The 15,703-nt window shown below is 47.7% G+C and carries 17 protein-coding genes and 1 pseudogene; 14 read left to right on the top strand and 4 right to left on the bottom strand.

Annotation, left to right across the window (positions count from 1 at the left end):
- Window positions 1-207, bottom strand: coding sequence for a hypothetical protein (locus XBJ1_RS21875; RefSeq protein WP_162467458.1), 207 nt, complete (start codon window positions 205-207; stop codon window positions 1-3).
- 89 nt (window positions 208-296) lie between these two features.
- Here XBJ1_RS21875 and XBJ1_RS06355 point away from each other — a divergent pair, with 89 nt between their 5' ends.
- The 5 genes and pseudogenes from XBJ1_RS06355 to XBJ1_RS06335 all read left to right on the top strand — a co-directional run bounded on the left by XBJ1_RS06355 (window position 297) and on the right by XBJ1_RS06335 (window position 5,809).
- Window positions 297-1,112: a hypothetical protein gene (locus XBJ1_RS06355; RefSeq protein WP_012987998.1), complete on the top strand. Its 816-nt coding sequence runs from the start codon at window positions 297-299 to the stop codon at window positions 1,110-1,112.
- The gene (locus tag XBJ1_RS06350) at window positions 1,112-2,929 is read left to right on the top strand and encodes a hypothetical protein (protein WP_012987997.1); all 1,818 of its coding nucleotides are present in this window, start codon (window positions 1,112-1,114) and stop codon (window positions 2,927-2,929) included. The genes XBJ1_RS06355 and XBJ1_RS06350 overlap by 1 nt, the downstream gene beginning before the upstream one ends.
- Before the next feature lie 156 nt (window positions 2,930-3,085).
- Window positions 3,086-3,292: a hypothetical protein gene (locus XBJ1_RS06345; RefSeq protein ID WP_012987996.1), complete on the top strand. Its 207-nt coding sequence runs from the start codon at window positions 3,086-3,088 to the stop codon at window positions 3,290-3,292.
- Between the two features lie 424 nt (window positions 3,293-3,716).
- Window positions 3,717-4,022, top strand: a pseudogene (locus tag XBJ1_RS06340) (IS982 family transposase); the annotation flags it as partial.
- A gap of 182 nt (window positions 4,023-4,204) precedes the next feature.
- Entirely contained in the window at window positions 4,205-5,809 is a 1,605-nt protein-coding gene (locus tag XBJ1_RS06335) for a hypothetical protein (RefSeq protein ID WP_038199805.1), read from the top strand.
- Window positions 5,810-6,144: 335 nt separating this feature from the next.
- Here XBJ1_RS06335 and XBJ1_RS06330 read toward each other — a convergent pair whose 3' ends face one another.
- The 3 genes from XBJ1_RS06330 to XBJ1_RS22175 form a co-directional block, all read right to left on the bottom strand.
- On the bottom strand, window positions 6,145-6,645 hold the full coding sequence (locus XBJ1_RS06330; protein ID WP_143827634.1) for a hypothetical protein: 501 nt from the start codon (window positions 6,643-6,645) through the stop codon (window positions 6,145-6,147).
- A gap of 280 nt (window positions 6,646-6,925) precedes the next feature.
- The gene (locus tag XBJ1_RS06325) at window positions 6,926-8,020 is read right to left on the bottom strand and encodes a reverse transcriptase domain-containing protein (protein WP_198408077.1); all 1,095 of its coding nucleotides are present in this window, start codon (window positions 8,018-8,020) and stop codon (window positions 6,926-6,928) included.
- A gap of 64 nt (window positions 8,021-8,084) precedes the next feature.
- Complete coding sequence (locus XBJ1_RS22175; protein ID WP_012987990.1) at window positions 8,085-8,399, bottom strand: reverse transcriptase N-terminal domain-containing protein; 315 nt, start codon at window positions 8,397-8,399, stop codon at window positions 8,085-8,087.
- 842 nt (window positions 8,400-9,241) lie between these two features.
- Between XBJ1_RS22175 and XBJ1_RS21755 the strand changes: the two genes are divergently transcribed.
- The 9 genes from XBJ1_RS21755 to XBJ1_RS06285 all read left to right on the top strand — a co-directional run bounded on the left by XBJ1_RS21755 (window position 9,242) and on the right by XBJ1_RS06285 (window position 15,453).
- Entirely contained in the window at window positions 9,242-9,448 is a 207-nt protein-coding gene (locus tag XBJ1_RS21755; protein WP_155270706.1) for a hypothetical protein, read from the top strand.
- Window positions 9,399-9,833, top strand: coding sequence for an antirestriction protein (locus XBJ1_RS06320; RefSeq protein WP_010846579.1), 435 nt, complete (start codon window positions 9,399-9,401; stop codon window positions 9,831-9,833). Before XBJ1_RS21755 ends, XBJ1_RS06320 begins: the two co-directional genes overlap by 50 nt.
- A gap of 12 nt (window positions 9,834-9,845) precedes the next feature.
- Complete coding sequence (locus XBJ1_RS06315; protein ID WP_012987989.1) at window positions 9,846-10,307, top strand: antirestriction protein; 462 nt, start codon at window positions 9,846-9,848, stop codon at window positions 10,305-10,307.
- A 120-nt stretch (window positions 10,308-10,427) separates the two neighbouring features.
- Window positions 10,428-10,982, top strand: coding sequence for a hypothetical protein (locus XBJ1_RS06310; RefSeq protein ID WP_012987988.1), 555 nt, complete (start codon window positions 10,428-10,430; stop codon window positions 10,980-10,982).
- A complete protein-coding gene (locus XBJ1_RS06305; RefSeq protein ID WP_012987987.1) occupies window positions 10,982-11,278 on the top strand; it encodes a TA system toxin CbtA family protein in 297 nt (98 codons plus the stop codon). The genes XBJ1_RS06310 and XBJ1_RS06305 overlap by 1 nt, the downstream gene beginning before the upstream one ends.
- A gap of 92 nt (window positions 11,279-11,370) precedes the next feature.
- Window positions 11,371-12,294: a DUF1281 domain-containing protein gene (locus XBJ1_RS06300; protein WP_012987986.1), complete on the top strand. Its 924-nt coding sequence runs from the start codon at window positions 11,371-11,373 to the stop codon at window positions 12,292-12,294.
- Between the two features lie 113 nt (window positions 12,295-12,407).
- Entirely contained in the window at window positions 12,408-13,094 is a 687-nt protein-coding gene (locus XBJ1_RS06295; protein WP_012987985.1) for an N-6 DNA methylase, read from the top strand.
- A 224-nt stretch (window positions 13,095-13,318) separates the two neighbouring features.
- Window positions 13,319-14,212 (top strand): TraI domain-containing protein, encoded by an 894-nt coding sequence (locus tag XBJ1_RS06290; RefSeq protein ID WP_012987984.1) that lies wholly within the window; start codon window positions 13,319-13,321, stop codon window positions 14,210-14,212.
- Window positions 14,213-14,424: 212 nt separating this feature from the next.
- On the top strand, window positions 14,425-15,453 hold the full coding sequence (locus tag XBJ1_RS06285) for a tyrosine-type recombinase/integrase (protein WP_012987983.1): 1,029 nt from the start codon (window positions 14,425-14,427) through the stop codon (window positions 15,451-15,453).
- The last annotated feature ends 250 nt before the right edge of the window (window positions 15,454-15,703 follow it).

The raw sequence follows: 15,703 nt of genomic DNA, 5'->3' as shown, positions 1-15,703 counted from the left end.
TTAATCGTTAATTAAAGCAGTTCCCAATCTGGTTTTGCGAAGACTGATTATTGATGACATGAACGGCTTATCGACCTGATGGAATCCTGACATAAAAAATGGCTCTCTGAAGCCGTGCGGTTTTTTAGGCTTATCAGGTGCGGAACTCATCGAGGCGCGGGCATCCCTGCCCATAGTGACGCCGGATAGATTTAAGCAAGCCAACATCAATCAAAAATCAGTGTTGCAAAAAAGGTGGGGACCATAGATTTTGTACGGATATTTCCGTCCAGGCTGGCTGGCGAGACAGAGATGATTTGCTCGGGCACTACAATGCGTTTGAGCGACGCTTCTATGAAAAAGATTGTCTACAGGCATTGTACAAAGCCCGTACGCCACGCTGGGAGGATACCTGTAATGTCATCCTGCTTGACGAGATGAATCTGTCACGGCCTGAGCAATATTTTGCGGAGTTTTTGTCCGCGCTGGAAAAAAACAATGCAGATGAACGTTTGATTAGCCTCTCTGAGACGGCGTTGCCAAACGCACCGCAGATGCTGCGGGAAGGGCGCAAAATCCTCGTGCCGGGCAACGTGTGGTTTATTGGTACCGCTAACCATGATGAAACCACGAATGAATTTGCTGATAAGACCTACGATCGTGCGCACGTGATGACATTACCAAAACAGGATAGTCAATTTAAGATCAAGCCAATGGGGAAAAGGCATTACTCCTTTAGTTCACTGCGCAAAGCATTTGAGGCGGCGCGCCAGAAACACAAAGGCGAAGTGACGGAACTACTCCAGGCGCTAACTCGCGATAGCTTTACCGATTGCCTTGACCGCGAGTTTAATCTTGGCTGGGGCAACCGTTTTGAAAAGCAGGCGCTGGATTTTATTCCCGTTATGCTGGCAAGTGGTGCAATGAAAGGTATCGCGCTGGATCATTTGCTTTCAACACGCGTGATGCGCTCAGGTAAAGTCACGGGGCGCTATAACGTGAGTGTTGATGCCGTCAAGGCACTGAAAGGGGCGCTGGAGTCTTTCTGGAGTAGAGAAAAACTGGTAGGTGAGCCGGTCAAATCGCTGGAATTTCTGAATGCCGATATCCGACGCATGGAGGGACGGAACTGATGTGGCTGGATCGGCTAACGGGTGAAACAATATCTCAGCTGCCATCACAGATTGAAGCGGGTCGTTATCAGCTTGCGGTCTCGTCTTTGGTCTTCAACAGCCACACCACGGACTTTTCTGGTGTGCTGGTTAGCGATGGCGGCGAGCGTTGCCAGTTGGGAGATGAGGTCCGGACATTTGTCATGCCGCGACAGGTTAAGTCCAATAAATCCGCCTTACTTTTCAGGGCGGTAGAAACCATCTATCCGGACATGATGCCTTCGTCAGCGTTGATTTCGCCTCTCATGCCTGGGGCGATCATTGACCAGCAAAGCCAGCTTCTGCCATTTGAACAGAACTTGCTCGAGGTGGTGAAGAAAGGGCATCTGCACCAAATTTCACAGCGGCCGCGTTTGGATGTTCATTACGAAGACGAAGTCGCGGATATCGCCCGCGCACGACGTCTTGCGAAAGGTGCGCTGGTGCATCTGGCCTCGCATTCAGAGTGCTGGCAGCGGCAGACACTCAATGGCGTCATTCCCCGGAAGGTACTGGCGCGTTTTAGCCATGACGATTACGACATTTATGAAAATCGCGTTTATGCGCGCCTGCTCGATAAGGCAGAACGTCATTTGCGCACCCGGCTATCGACCCTTCTAAGCCTGCAGGTCACACTGGAGCAGGCTCTGGAATTTTACCAAACGGAGGGTACTCATCACCTTCTGGCCTATGAGGTTTGTCAGCTCTGGGGAATGACATTTAATGAGGATAAGACAAATCAGGCGTTGGTTCACCTGAATGAAACTGTGGACACCCTTCACATGTTACATAAAACCCTCTCTGGTTTGCAACAAACGGGGTTGTACACACTGGTTAACCGCAATGCACAGGTCACGGGGATACTGCATCCAACAAATATTCTTGGACATGACCCGCATTACCGGCATTTGACTATGCTTTGGGAACTTCTCGATAGCACAACCGTGGAGAAAACCACGCCACAGGAACGTTTCCGGCATAATCAGTATCTGGTGGAAGCTTATTCGCGTTATGCAGGTCTGGTATTAAGGCATGCGCTTTACCCTTATCTGCAGGGCGAAAGCGAAGGTTTGTGGGCAGGTAAAACATTGCAACTCGCACAAAAGGGGCTGGAATGGCATTTGATTTGCCGGACAGAGAAGGGTAATTCAGCAGGTAATACATTGCTTATTCTGGTTCCGTGGCTCACTGACCTGGCGGAGCCCATTAACGAGACGAAACTGACCTCTGAGCGATTTGTTGCATGGCCGTCTCAGGATTTGGCGCTATCACCCTCAGGCTACGTGGATAACTGGATCGCGCTTTCGCCGTCAGACATGTACTGTGTCGAACGTTTTGGCCTGCTTATTAATCGAACCCTTTACCGGCAGGTTCTGAAATCCTTCGCTAGACCAATCACTAAAATTCCGACGAAAGCGCTAGCCGTGGCGGAAAAAATTGCACATATCCACGTTGAACATCAATCACATTGCCTGACGGTGCAAGGTGAAGTGGCGGATATCGATTTGGAAAAATTAAAGCGCACATTGAAAGAAGCGAACGCACATGAAAAAGCCTCTGATGTCGTGCAGCGTTGTCGGGAGATTTTGTTTCTGCAAAGCTGCCCGGTTTGTCAGCACAAAACAACTATTGCTTTCCAGCCTCCTGGTGGTTTTAAGACGATCTGTGGCAAGTGTGGTACAGAGCGTTATCTAAGGCAGAAAGAGGAAGGGTTGTTTTTGGAGCAAACAGGCACCAAAGGTGTGCAAACAAGCAATTTTATGACTCTGGGAAAACGAAGTTTCTCCATGCAGATTTAATTTAAAATCCTGCCTTAACTTCTGATTAGTTATTCACGCTCGCTTTTCCGCCGAGCGTGAAATGTGCATTGTTGGTGGTACAGAATGACATCAATTCACTCTGCTCGCACAATAAGAATGAGATTTAAAATATGGAATTACATGGTCATTTGTTGTATGTGGATATTACTTAGATATGCGGTATTGGTTGCGTTTTTTGCATGTACGCGGATATCTTTGCTTGCCGATGCCTTATCGACTGGCTTGGCTGAAGAAACGTACGCATGGGGGAATCCAGGCGCTATCAAAAATATTGTGGCGCAGGCCAGAGACTTAATCGTAACCATTACCGATGAGCAATTAATCTGGGAGCAGGTATACTGAAACGACAACATCTCTCGGTAATTTGTCCGTCAGTCTCCCTCGGTAATCTCACTAATACAAGAAACATTCCTATATCTTCCTGTTGTATACTTTCAGCTATATTTTGCTGTTGCGGCCAATCACGCGCAACATCTTCTTTGATATGTCTCAATATCTGTGGCTCGATTAAGGTTAGTAATTTTCCTAGAACCAGAAGGTCACGTGTGCCCTCATTTTCTATCGACCTGGCATAATACTTTCCAAACCCATTCAATCCACCTAATAACCCTAGTTGTACAAAATCAAACAAACATCACAGGTCAACAAGCGTATTTAACTTCATAATACCTTATTAACCCGAATTCTGGATAAGAAATTGACGAGAAGCCTGTTCCGGGAGCAAAGTTTTGGTGAACGCCTAACACAGTTCCTAGGGGAATAGGCTATGGACAACTTAGTTGAAATTTTCTGCGATGTCGACGATTTTTGCCGTTTTTTCATTCCTCAGTGGGAGCGGTTTTGTCTCGATAACGGGTACCGTTTTCGTTGTCGGCAAGGTCACATGTATCTCAGTGAAATCATGACGATTTTGATCCTCTTTCATATGTCACATTATCGTGACTTTAAAGCCTTTTATTTGAAATTCCTTTGGGTCTATCACCACAAAGATTTTCCCACCTTGCTCAGCTATACCCGTTTTGTCAGTGTTGCGCCTTCCGTTATGGTATCGCTAAGCAGCTACCTGAGCCGTTCATATAATCATGCTACCTACCTTGATGAAAAGAAGGCAATGATGCAAGAATGGTCTGCTAATCTTGATGAGTGGTCTGGATAGGTAGACAAAGTTCCAGAGAATAGAAACTGGCTCTAGATATGTCTAATCAAGTATAAAGTGGTACAGTATATAGATAAGTTAGGATGCGGACAGTACGGATGCTTTTTGAATATGCCCTTAATGATTCAAACACAATAGTTCACGTAGATTCAGTGCCAAACGGAAAGCGCTGTAACTGTGTTTGTAAGCACTGTGGTGATACCCTCATTGCAAGGAACAATGGAAAGATCGTCACACACCACTTCTCTCATACTACAAAGGAAGAAAGCCGTGACTGTCGGATGACGCAGTTACATATAGCGATGCAACTACATTTTTCTTCGCTATCTGAAATTACTCTTCCAACAAATGAGATAACCATCGACGAAACAGATATTGTTGTTTTCGACCTAACAACTGAAGTTAAAAAATCAGTACTCGAATATAGGATCGGGCCCTACCTGGCAGACGTATATCTTGCGACAGATACTGGCTATGTAGCTATTGAAGTCTGCGTTACTCACAAATGTGATGAGGATAAAGAACGGTATTACATTGACCAACAAATTGATTCAATTGAGTACTACTTTCCTCTTGCTAAAGGTAATAGCATCTCTGAATGGATTTATCTAGTAAGAAATAATCTCGTCGAGTACAAATGGATTTATCACTCAGAACTTGAAATTAAGAAAATCGAGTATTTTAAACAGATAGAAGAAGAGAAAAGGAATAAAAAGGCAGAAAAAAGAAACAGTGCTTTAACATCGCTTCGTAACGCCATATCTAGCAAAAGAATTCACTTACCCAATATACATAAAGAGATGGAGCATATTTATGCAGGACAATCTTACAAAGAAAGACTGTTGATCTATTCCAAAAGGGATGTAACTTGTGACAAGGTTTTACTTTGCCATGAATCAAGTGACTATTCGGTAATAGAAGGATATATAGACAATCGCGTGATATCGATTATCTATTCTTTTACCGAAGAGATACCTACTCTAAATTATCAAGATGACAGAAGTATAGTTTGTTGTCATTATTCAAATGAATCGAATACATCGACGTGGACTTGGGTTAAGCATCCATCATTAACCAAGAAATTTGATAAAATAAAGTTACAATTCAGATCTGATTGCAAGCATATCTATCATAAAAGAGTAAGGTCAGTATATCTAAAGGATGAGGTGACCAAGTTCGCATCCGAATACTTAGATAACCGTCAAGCTTACTTTAATCGGGACTATCAGAAATGGAGAAGATGGATGATTAATAAAGAGTTATTTATACCTAGCCAAAATAAAAAAAATCCTTCATTCCCTGACATCTTGAAGAAGAGAGAGTATCGCATGCTCTGGCCATTCCAAGCATGGGATATAATAGTGTTATGTAATCTAGCAGAAATGGTGGATGCTTACCCTGTTAGCCAGAAGATATATTACCACGATTTATTTATTGAACTCGTAGGAAAATATGATTTATCAGAACAATATCGATACCTATCGAAAGAGTTTAAAGATTTAAATACCTCTACTACTACCTTTGATTCACTTATTGATGAAGATAGAATAATTCAAAATGTATTATCTACCTTTGACTCACTTATTGCTGAAGATAGAATGATTCAAGATGCATTATCTCCCTTTGCCAAGATGAGTATCATTTCTGTTAGCAAGGATCACTTAATAAGAAAAGGTTCTCTTATATTAGCACTAGTAATTTAGCCTCATGTTATTTATATGCCATCTACTGATCATTTTACAAGCATTTAGCACAAAATACTACAATTCTATACAGGGCTAGGGACAGGGCTGCTCTCGCTGCCAAGCTGATCTGTCCCCTATTGATTGAGAAGCATTACTATTAATTATCCTTTCGTTCTGATGCTGATAACCATTGCTGACTATAAGCAGATCAGTCTGCTCCTCGCTCAAACCTGCCTGCCAACGTTTTCTCGCACTATTTTTAGTTTTTGTTGGAATCGAATAAGTAATTTGCGAACTGGTCGTCAACTAAAGTATGAACGAGTAAGCGGTTAGATGCGAATACACACTGTGTTTCACTCTTCTACGATTCGGGCAACACCTCCCTGAATAAAAGACTGGCATCGGGCCGCATGTTTCTTTAATACTTCCCCCTGCTTTTTATCATAGTCTTTGTCCCAGGGAACAAAGTGAAGCATATTCAGATAGTCATTTTTGATCGTGGCCGGACACAGAAGTTTAACGTTATTAAGGGAATAAATCAGAATTCCTTCAACCGTAAAACTTTTGCCAGCCACCAGTGGACTAACCTTCCACTCAGAACGCGTAAAGAGTGCCATCGGCATTCTGCTTTCATCTATCTGATAGCGCCGGATATGCCAGTCTGCCACGCCAGCGGCAGACAGCGATTTATCGATGAGTACAGGAATGAACGAGGGGACATACATACTGATGAGTAGGATCATGGTCAGGATGATTATCCCTGAAAAATGCCGAAATCTCTTCGTCACAACGGCCTGGCCCAATTTCACGTACCCCATTCCGGGAAGGATCGAAAGCAGAGCAACAATAAGCATCGATATACCCGTTTCATCAGTGTCGCACCTTCCGTTTTAGTGGCACTATGTAGTTATCTGAATTCCTTATCCAGAATTCAGATACCGTCTCAGTCATTAAACTGCAAGCGGTATTTCTGCGTTAAATAATGTGCCTGATTTCATCACGCCATCGGCACTAACACACAATGTCGGATAGACGACACCTGTTACCAAGTGCCGTCCTCCTAAGAACCGTACGTGCAACTTTCACTGCATACGGCTCAAGCCTCCACTAAGGCGTATTACGTTACCCAGCAACCTACATTGCAGTCAGAGCAGGATCGTGCCAAGAGTGACGACTTTCCTTTTTCGATTTACTCTTAGCCAAATAGGTTTGGTATTGAGGATCGAATAGCGTTGCTACACTCCTAATCTTCACATGCCTTTTTATCGGCGTTTGAGCTATTTGAACCAGATTAAAATGGCCGTCCATATTGGCTATTTTCTGCCAACCATGAAATTGCCATTCTCCTTGACGGTTCATGTAGTATTTTCGACGTACCCAATCTTTGGATTTAGTTGGATGACGTCTGACCGCCCATCGCCATAACAACCAGAAGAGTTGATGACCTGGATAGCCGAAGGTTCGCTTTGCCACGCAATGGCGATAATAATTCGCCCATCCTCTCAGTTTGGGATTCAACATTTTGATGAGATCGTTTACTGGAGTCGTTGCGTGTCTCTTAATGAGTTCGCGCAGGTGACTCAAAAATAATAGCACGTTACTTTTACTCAGTTTTATGAGGAGCTTGCCTCTGTACTTTCTAAGATTAAACCCAAGAAAATCAAAGCCATCATTGATATGAGTGATATGCGTTTTCTCTTCGGAGAGTGTCAAACCTCTTTCTCTCAGAAAATCAATGAGCTGTGGCTTGACTTCATTCAACAAGACATCTTCTGATGCCCCTGTCATCACGAAGTTATCGGCGTATTCGATGGAGTTTATTCTATCGTCCGTTTTACGTGCCACTTCTTTAACACGCTTTTCCAAGCCAGCCAACGTCAGTAGCATGAGCGTCGGAGAGATAATACCGCCTTGCGGTGTTCCTTCCGCTGTTCGATAAAACAATCCCTTATCGATAAAATCCGATCCAAGCCACTGCTTCAGCATCCGTTTGTCTATTTGAATATTTTCAATTAGCCATTGATACCCGATCTTATCGAAGCAGGCTTTGAGATCCTCTTCCAAAACCCATCGGGCAGAACGTTTTTGACACAAGCATTTGAAGCATTGTGCAATCGCGTCTGCCGTGCTGCGGTTAGGTCGAAAACCGTAACTGTTCGGATCAGCTATTGTCTCAGAGATTGGATCCAAAGCAAGAAGATGCAACGCTTGCTGTGTTCTATCTATCATGCAAGGGATAACTAAGGGTCTGAGTTTGCCGTTTTTCTTGGGGATATAGAGACGCCTGAGTGGTTTAACTTGATAGCCTTTCCGACTTCAATTGATTTGCCGCAGCCATGCGACGAGCATCTGTGTTCCAAATGATGCCGTCAATTCCTAGTGTGTGACTGCCTTTGTTTTGAGACACTCGCTTAACAGCAAGAAGTTTTGCTAATATCGAGTGCGTGAGTACCCACTGCAACGCTTTCGCCTTGCCGTGTTCACCCTCTCGGGTTGCTTTTGCAATGCGCATTTGAAGCTTTAACACATGCGACTCAATCGCTTTCCAGTCAATGGATTGCCACTGTGTGCCGTTAGGAGAGGCACTCACTTCTGTAGAAGCCATCATTTGCGTTTCTCCTTAAATAAAGTTCTTCAAATCATCTTGCAATGGGAGACCCGCCAGAAGTCGGCTCGCTTTCGCGCCAGATATCAATCTGTATCCGCCTCATTACAACGCGGCCTTCGCTTTTTCTAGCCTCCTTTACCTGCACATCTATCGGCTCTCTTCACAGATAACTTTCCCAACGGGAGATATACAGGCTTACCTTGTTCCGTATGTCGCGCAAAATATCAGGTTAGATGCCCACTCTAGTACGGAGAGTTTATCGATCACGAAAGAGTACTGCCCAACTTCTTTCCAACTCTCGTTGCCATTTTGGCCACAGCGTATTAACCACTTCCGCTGTTTCTCATATAACGTACCTTACATGGATTCACCTATGTTCATCATACTGACACCCTGGCGCTTACCCGATCTGTGGTTATCAGGAAGAACCTCCTCTCACGATTCGATTCCCATTCAGCCTTGTGGCCGAATTTCGTTACATTGTCAGATCCGCTGCTTTATTCAGAATCCCAGGGTCACCTGGTGATACAGGTGGTTCACTCTTCTCGTGGTGAACAACGCTTCATACGACTTCAGGTCGCACGGGCATAAATGAGTTATAGACCAAGCGGCCAGAACGGGTCACCGCGTGAAATGAGCATTGACAGCCTACCCCCCGATTAACCCAAAAGGCCATCGTGTTCCTGACATTATTTTTTGTCCCGGGAAATGAATTACCCATTGACCTTATGATTTCCGTTTATTAGCGTAGTCAGACTTATCGATGATCCGGTCGCTTGTAAGGATCACCTTCGGGCAGCGACAATAACACTCCTGTAACCTGCAAGGGAGTACACAACCGTGTGGTACATCTGCGCACCTTTGGAAGCAGATATCGTCAGTCTGATGACGATGAAGGTTTCTTAATCTCAACCATCATGGCCAACAGGCCAGTCACCCAACGGGGAACACGTTTCCTATTGGGTCAGGTGTTCCCCGTTGTTTTATCAGGAGAATACCATGCAACAAAATACAACCCCGGCAACGGCACACACTGTGCCCGCGTCTGAACACTCCCCTTTTGCTGAAATTTTTCCACAAACCAGTTCACTGGAATTGATGCTGCTGGAACACACGTTCATTAAAGCCGCCGCCGTGCTGTGTGACGATGACCGGTGTGATCAGTGGGAGTACCGGAAAGTGTCAGACAACATCGCCTATGTCGTGCCGGCACGGTCGGATTCATCTGTTGTCAACGTCAATACCACGGGCTTTAAAGGCGAGGTCTCCGCCGATGCCTTCGGGCTGATGGTGACCCTGAGCGTGTTGGGTTATCTGGCGGCCCTGATGAAGCTGGACGGGTACGCTGAACGGTTTTGCGACCTGCGTGAATATGCGCTGCAACATCCTCAGGCTCAGTGTATCCGGGCGGCTTTAGGCTTAAAGGATGCATAGAGGGAGAACGTAATGCCAAATAATGAACTGATTATGCTGGACAGTCTTGCGCTGTCGGTCGTGTTTCCCGACAAAACCCCGCTGGAACGGTTGTTTCTGGGGTTCCTGCTGGCGAATACCGCATCAACGTTATGCGGCGATTATCAGCCTGAACAGTGGACAAGCCGACAGGTGTCTGAATCGCTGACTTATATGGTGCCGACACGGGCGGAAACGTATTCCGTTTACCTGCCGGATACGCAGCTGACGGTCACGCTTTCAGCCGATGCCTTCGGGCTGGCGGTCACGGCCATCGTATCAGCCCGTATCGCGGTGCTGGAGACCCCGAATGAGGAGGTGTACCGGTTCTGCGCATTGCAGGAGTATGCACAACAGCATCCGGAAAGCGGCCTGATAACATCGATCATGACACTGAAACCCAGAGAGGACGTTATCAGTCCGTCACTTATCCCTGACAAAAATAATCATCACTGACGTTATCAGCCCATGAGGCTGTTAACGCTTTTCTTCAGCGCCTGACCGGGGAAGCGAAAACACCTTCCCGGTATCGGGCGGGTGTTTTCTTTATTTAACGTGAAATCAAGGAACAACACCATGAATCCCATTTTTTTACCGGCACCGGATGAGGCCGGCACCACATTACGTGAAGAGCTGTTTACCGCTCAGGTCACCGGCCTGAGGCAACACCCGAAAGCACTTCAATCATTGCAGCCGGAAACCCTGATGGTGTGCGAAGCCGCCACCGTCGCGGAAGTGGTGCAGCGGCTGAAGGTGATCCATCTACTGGGTGACTGGCCGGTGCCGGAGAGGTTATCTGCTCAGGTTTCGGGGACTTTTTTTCCGCTGACCGTCATGATTTTTGACGCACAGGACAGAAAAGTGCTCGGTGGCCGGTTTGATGAAGAGATTATCTGGGCGCAGCCGGTCACACTGACGTCAGAACGCCTGTCATTGGAACAGCAACAGCAGCGGTTATGTCAGGCAGCGATGCTTGAGCAGAGCTGGCAGAATACTCCGACGGCGCGTGCGTTGTGGCACAAGGCACATTTATTGTCACTGCACATGGTTTCATCCCGTTATCAGCAGTGCAGTGAAGTGCAGGATATTCTCCGGCACGGCGTATCTGTCAGTATTCCGGAGGCCGCGTGATGACCACTACACGTTTAACCGTTTGGCAGGTGATTGCGGCGGCTTTGCTGAAACGGCATTTTGGCTTGAATCTGACTGACACGGTATTGTGTGAAACCGGTACGGTGGCAGCACTGATAGCCCGCGGTGTCCGGCCTTCAGAAGCCATTAACGAACTGGTGGATAAATACGACTTAATCCGGCTGAACACGCAGGTTATCCTGCGCAGTACGCCTTATCTGGATATCCACGATGAGCTGACGGTTATTTTTGACAGTGGTCTGGCTGACAGGCTATTCAGGCAGACCGGACAGTAATCCTTTTTGTTCAATCTACCCATCGGGGGAACTGTGCCCTGGGTGGGCCGTTCCTCCTGTTTATTCTTATCATTCAAGTGAGGAACTTAACCATGGCAGAATGGTGCACTAATCAACTGGAAATCACCGGCAAATCCGTCTGTCTCGATGTAATGCAGCAGTGGGTCTGCGGGGAAGAAGTCCCCCGTTACCGTCAGGCGGTGTTACAAAGCCTGCGGTTATTTCTGGCGGGTTGTGCGGGAATACTGAAACCGACCAAACCACAAACCTACACTCCGTACCCGGCGCTGGTGCGCGGCACGGCGGTGCCAACGGCGCAGCATCTGGCCTTTGAGCAGTGGTTGTTGTTGTTACAGAATAATGTGCCGCTGAATAATGACAATATCAAACGCATTGATAACCTGTACCGGCAGTCCGGTCTCAGCCTGATGTCCTGGGACAAGGTGCCGGAAGCGGCGCGTGATATTATCGCCCGTCTGCTGACCCGCCAGTATACCGACTGGTTCGGCATGGTGGGCTGGTCTGACACACCCGATATCGGGGCATGCTGGGATAAGCTGAATGCGTACCCGCAGGCGGCACAGCCCTGCGATATGCTGATGATGATGTCAACGAATCTGGCGACTGAAATCAACGGTAACAGCACCCTGCTGAAAGGCATTGCCACGACAGCGCAGTTTTACGAAGAGCAATACGGGCTGGAATGGCCGTTTGGTCACCATGTCCGCTGGGAGCGCCGCAATGTCAGCAGCTTAACCGTGCGCTTTGATTCCCCCTGGGCACCGCCTTCACCCGAACTGATGGGCGAGCTGTCCGCGATGTTTGACTGTGAAATCCGCCACTGGTACAGCGATGCGTCAGGCCAGCTCAAAGGCTACGATTGCTATGACCAGGGCGAGCACGTGGACAGCGGCTACGGGCAGTCAGGACGGGAAAACCGGCCGGCACTCTATCTGGTCACCGGTGAGCAGGCGGAAACGGCACTGGCTCTGCCGGCTATCGCGGTCGGGCAATAGCCCTTCGTTTAACGCAGTATCCATTTATTTTTACCTCAACCGAAAGGGGAACTATTCCCTTTTCGGGGTGTGTTTTCCTTTTTTCGCTTTTTGTTCAGCAAGGAAAACACGCAATGGCCTCCCGAACCGATCATCAGAAAGAATTTATTTCGCTGTTTAAGCAAACGGCCCGTTATCATACCCGTTATCAGGTCTTCCGGGATTTTTGCAATTGTGCTATGGCAGCGATCCACAATAAACACTGTTTCAGTGAGGAGCTGGAGCAGTATTATCTGAAAACCATTAACAAGTACGAGCGGGCCGATGTTGACCGGATCGTACAATTGTTTTCGCATGTGGTGCTCGGACTGGCGCAGGAACCCGGTGATTTTCTGGGTAGTGTGTTTATGCGGCTGGAACTGGGTGATAAGGATCTTCAGCAGTTCTTTACCCCCTGGAGTGTGGCCAGAATGATGGCACAGATGCAGTTGCAGGATGCCGCCGGGCTGTTGCAGACACAACCGTTTGTCACCTTGTGCGAGCCGTGCTGTGGTGCTGGCTGTATAACTTTGGCCGCCGCTGAAGTGCTGCGGGAGCTGGGGCACGATCCGTTGTGCAGTCTGTGGGTTTATGCGATTGATATTGACCCGCTGGCGGCCGTGATGGCGTATATTCAATTATCCCTGACCGGTATTCCGGCCGCCGTCACCATCGGCAATGCCCTGCATGATGGTGGTGACAAGCGAACCCGTTATACGCCCGCGCATTATCTGGGCAACTGGTCTCAGCGTTTGCGGGAGGCGGAGCTTATCGCCGCCTGAACGCATTTTTTCAACGATGAATATTGCGCCTTTCGGGGCGCTTTTTTTTTGTTTTTAAATGGCGTTAATACAAAGGGTTATAGTGAAAATTAAGCTGATTCTTTAAATCAATCAGGGGATGAACCGGGTCAGTTTAATTTTCATTTCCGAAAAAAGAGTTGTTCCTTGTTTCCGGCAGGGATTGACCGACACTGAGCCAAATCTGAACCGAAAGAGGAAAAGTGATGTTTCAGCGTTTTAAATCCCGTTTTACCCGCCAGAAACTCCCGCAACCCAAATCACGCCCACCGGAAGACAGTCGGTTTTTTTTTCAACCCCAATCGGCTGACGAATTGTTAGCAACGCCCCTGCGCCGTCAATATCTCCAACAATTATGGCAAAACAGTGCGCTCCCTGAAGGATTGTATCAGCGCTTTTATCTTGCGCCGGTGAAGCAATTGCTGGGTAATGTCCAGCAGGTGCCGGCAACCCCGAAGGGGGAATGGTCAGCGTCGGGGGGATTTGCTGATCTGACGCTGGCATTTACCACCTGTGCTGTACGGCTGGCAAAAGGGCATATGCTGCCTCCGGGGGTACCGCCGGAAACCCAGGCCGTGCAAAGTCTGCTGTGGCAGGCGGTGGTATTCTGGGTCGCGTTGTTTTATCACCTGCCGCTGTTGCGGCAACTGGAAGGGGAACTGGAAGACGGGTATCACTGGCAACCGGGTGTCTGTGTGCCTGACAAACCCTTTCGTTTCCGCTTTCGCACTCCTGAAAACACGCCTTCGATCCCCCAGGAAGCGTTGCTGGCGGCCTGTCTGTTACCGGAAAAGGCCATGATGTGGCTGGTTTCGGTACCGGAAGTCTGGCACTGCCTGATGCAGCATCTTAATGGCCGTCCGTCCACTGTGCCGCTGATTGATGCGCTGCTTCAGGAAGCGGCCGGATTGGTTCATTCACCGCGGGTGAAGCCGTCTGTTTCACCCGCAGTGGCAGACACGGCTTGTGTGTCTGAAACGGGAGCAACAACGGCTCCGGAAACAACACCGATCCCGCCCGCCAGTGAAATGAACAGTTCGTCCCCGTTCACGGCTGACGATACCCGGACACTGCTGTCATTATTTCAATCAACTGATTGATTTCTTGACGGCAACCTGACGGAAAAAATAACCATCCTGACTCAAAACTGATCAAACGATCGGGACGGGAGAAAGAAGTATTGTCACTGACAGTCACCTAACTTCATCATTTAACAATAAATAATTTAAATAGTTATGGGTATTTTGGGCACCTGAAGGGGGCTTCTGAACAGGAAACCGCATGAAGGCGTGATAATTGAGGGAAAAAGAAGATGTTGTACACAGCAGAAACATTCAGTTGGGAAGCGTTATTAGACGAGTACTTTTTTTCACATATCCTGAGACCGGATACCGAGTGGAGTTACCGGAAGGTCGTACGGGGTTTTATCCGGTTTATGGGGGAAGCGGCCTCACCGGCGCAGGTCACTCACCGGGATGTGCTCCGGTGGCGGCGTCATCTTCTGCTGGAGAAAAAACAGTCGAGCCATACCTGGAACAATAAGGTGGCGCATCTGCGGGCCATTTTTAATTTTGGCATGGAGCAAAAACTGTTGCCTCATACCGAGAACCCGTTTAATAACGCGGTGGTGAAAAAAGAGAAGAAAAAGAAAAAAATTCTGAGTGAATCGCAGATAAACCGCATTAATCTGCTGATGGGGAAATTTGCGGAAGACGAAAGAACTCAGGTCGCACCAAAGGGAGGGCGTTGTGCCCTGTATCCGACCTGGTACTGGTCAACGGTGCTGGCGACATTGCGTTTTACGGGGATGCGGCAGAATCAGTTGCTGCACCTGCGGTTGCGGGATATCAACCTGGAAGGGAACTCCATTGAACTGGGTCTGGCAGGCAGCAAGAACCACTGTGAATGGGAGGTGCCGATTGTTCATCCCCTGAAACCCCGGCTGGCACACTTAATTGAACGGGCAACCGCCGCCGGGGCTGAAGCTGGCGATCCGATTTTTGACCTCAGCCGGTTGAGTGTGCCGCATCCAAGCCGGCTTTCCCGTTACAAATACGATATTAACCGGGAAAAACAACAGCTCCGGTCTTTCTTCCGGCGGTTGTCCAGAGAGTGTGACTTTGCCGTCTCCCCTCACCGGTTTCGTCATACTGTGGCTTCAACGCTGATGAAAGCGCCGGATCGCAATCTGCCGCTGGTGAAAAGATTGCTGGGGCATCGTAATGTCGCGACCACGATGGAGTACATTGATCTCGATATGGAAGTAACGGGGAAAACACTGGAGCGGGAACTGGGGTTGTACACCGACCGTGCTGATGAAAGTGGCGGTGAGAGTGAATAAAACGGATTAAAAAAGACAGGGCGGGTCTCAGACAGGATTTAGGAGGTGGTTTGTGCGAGCTGCCCTGCATCAATATTGATGGTATGAAAAAGGAATATTACTGATCCTGCATCCCGTGAAGTTTTCACTGACTTGACATCAGAATCAATTACTGAAATCATTACCTTCAACAAGAAAGGGGTAACTGTTAAAACAGCTACCCTTCAATCTTGTCTAAACTTTTTTAAACACCACAATAGTGTGCAAATTG

This window comes from Xenorhabdus bovienii SS-2004 (assembly GCF_000027225.1).
Classification (GTDB): domain Bacteria; phylum Pseudomonadota; class Gammaproteobacteria; order Enterobacterales; family Enterobacteriaceae; genus Xenorhabdus; species Xenorhabdus bovienii_C.
The sequence above is the reverse complement of the archived record's forward strand: the minus strand, read 5'-3'. Positions and strand labels throughout refer to the sequence as shown.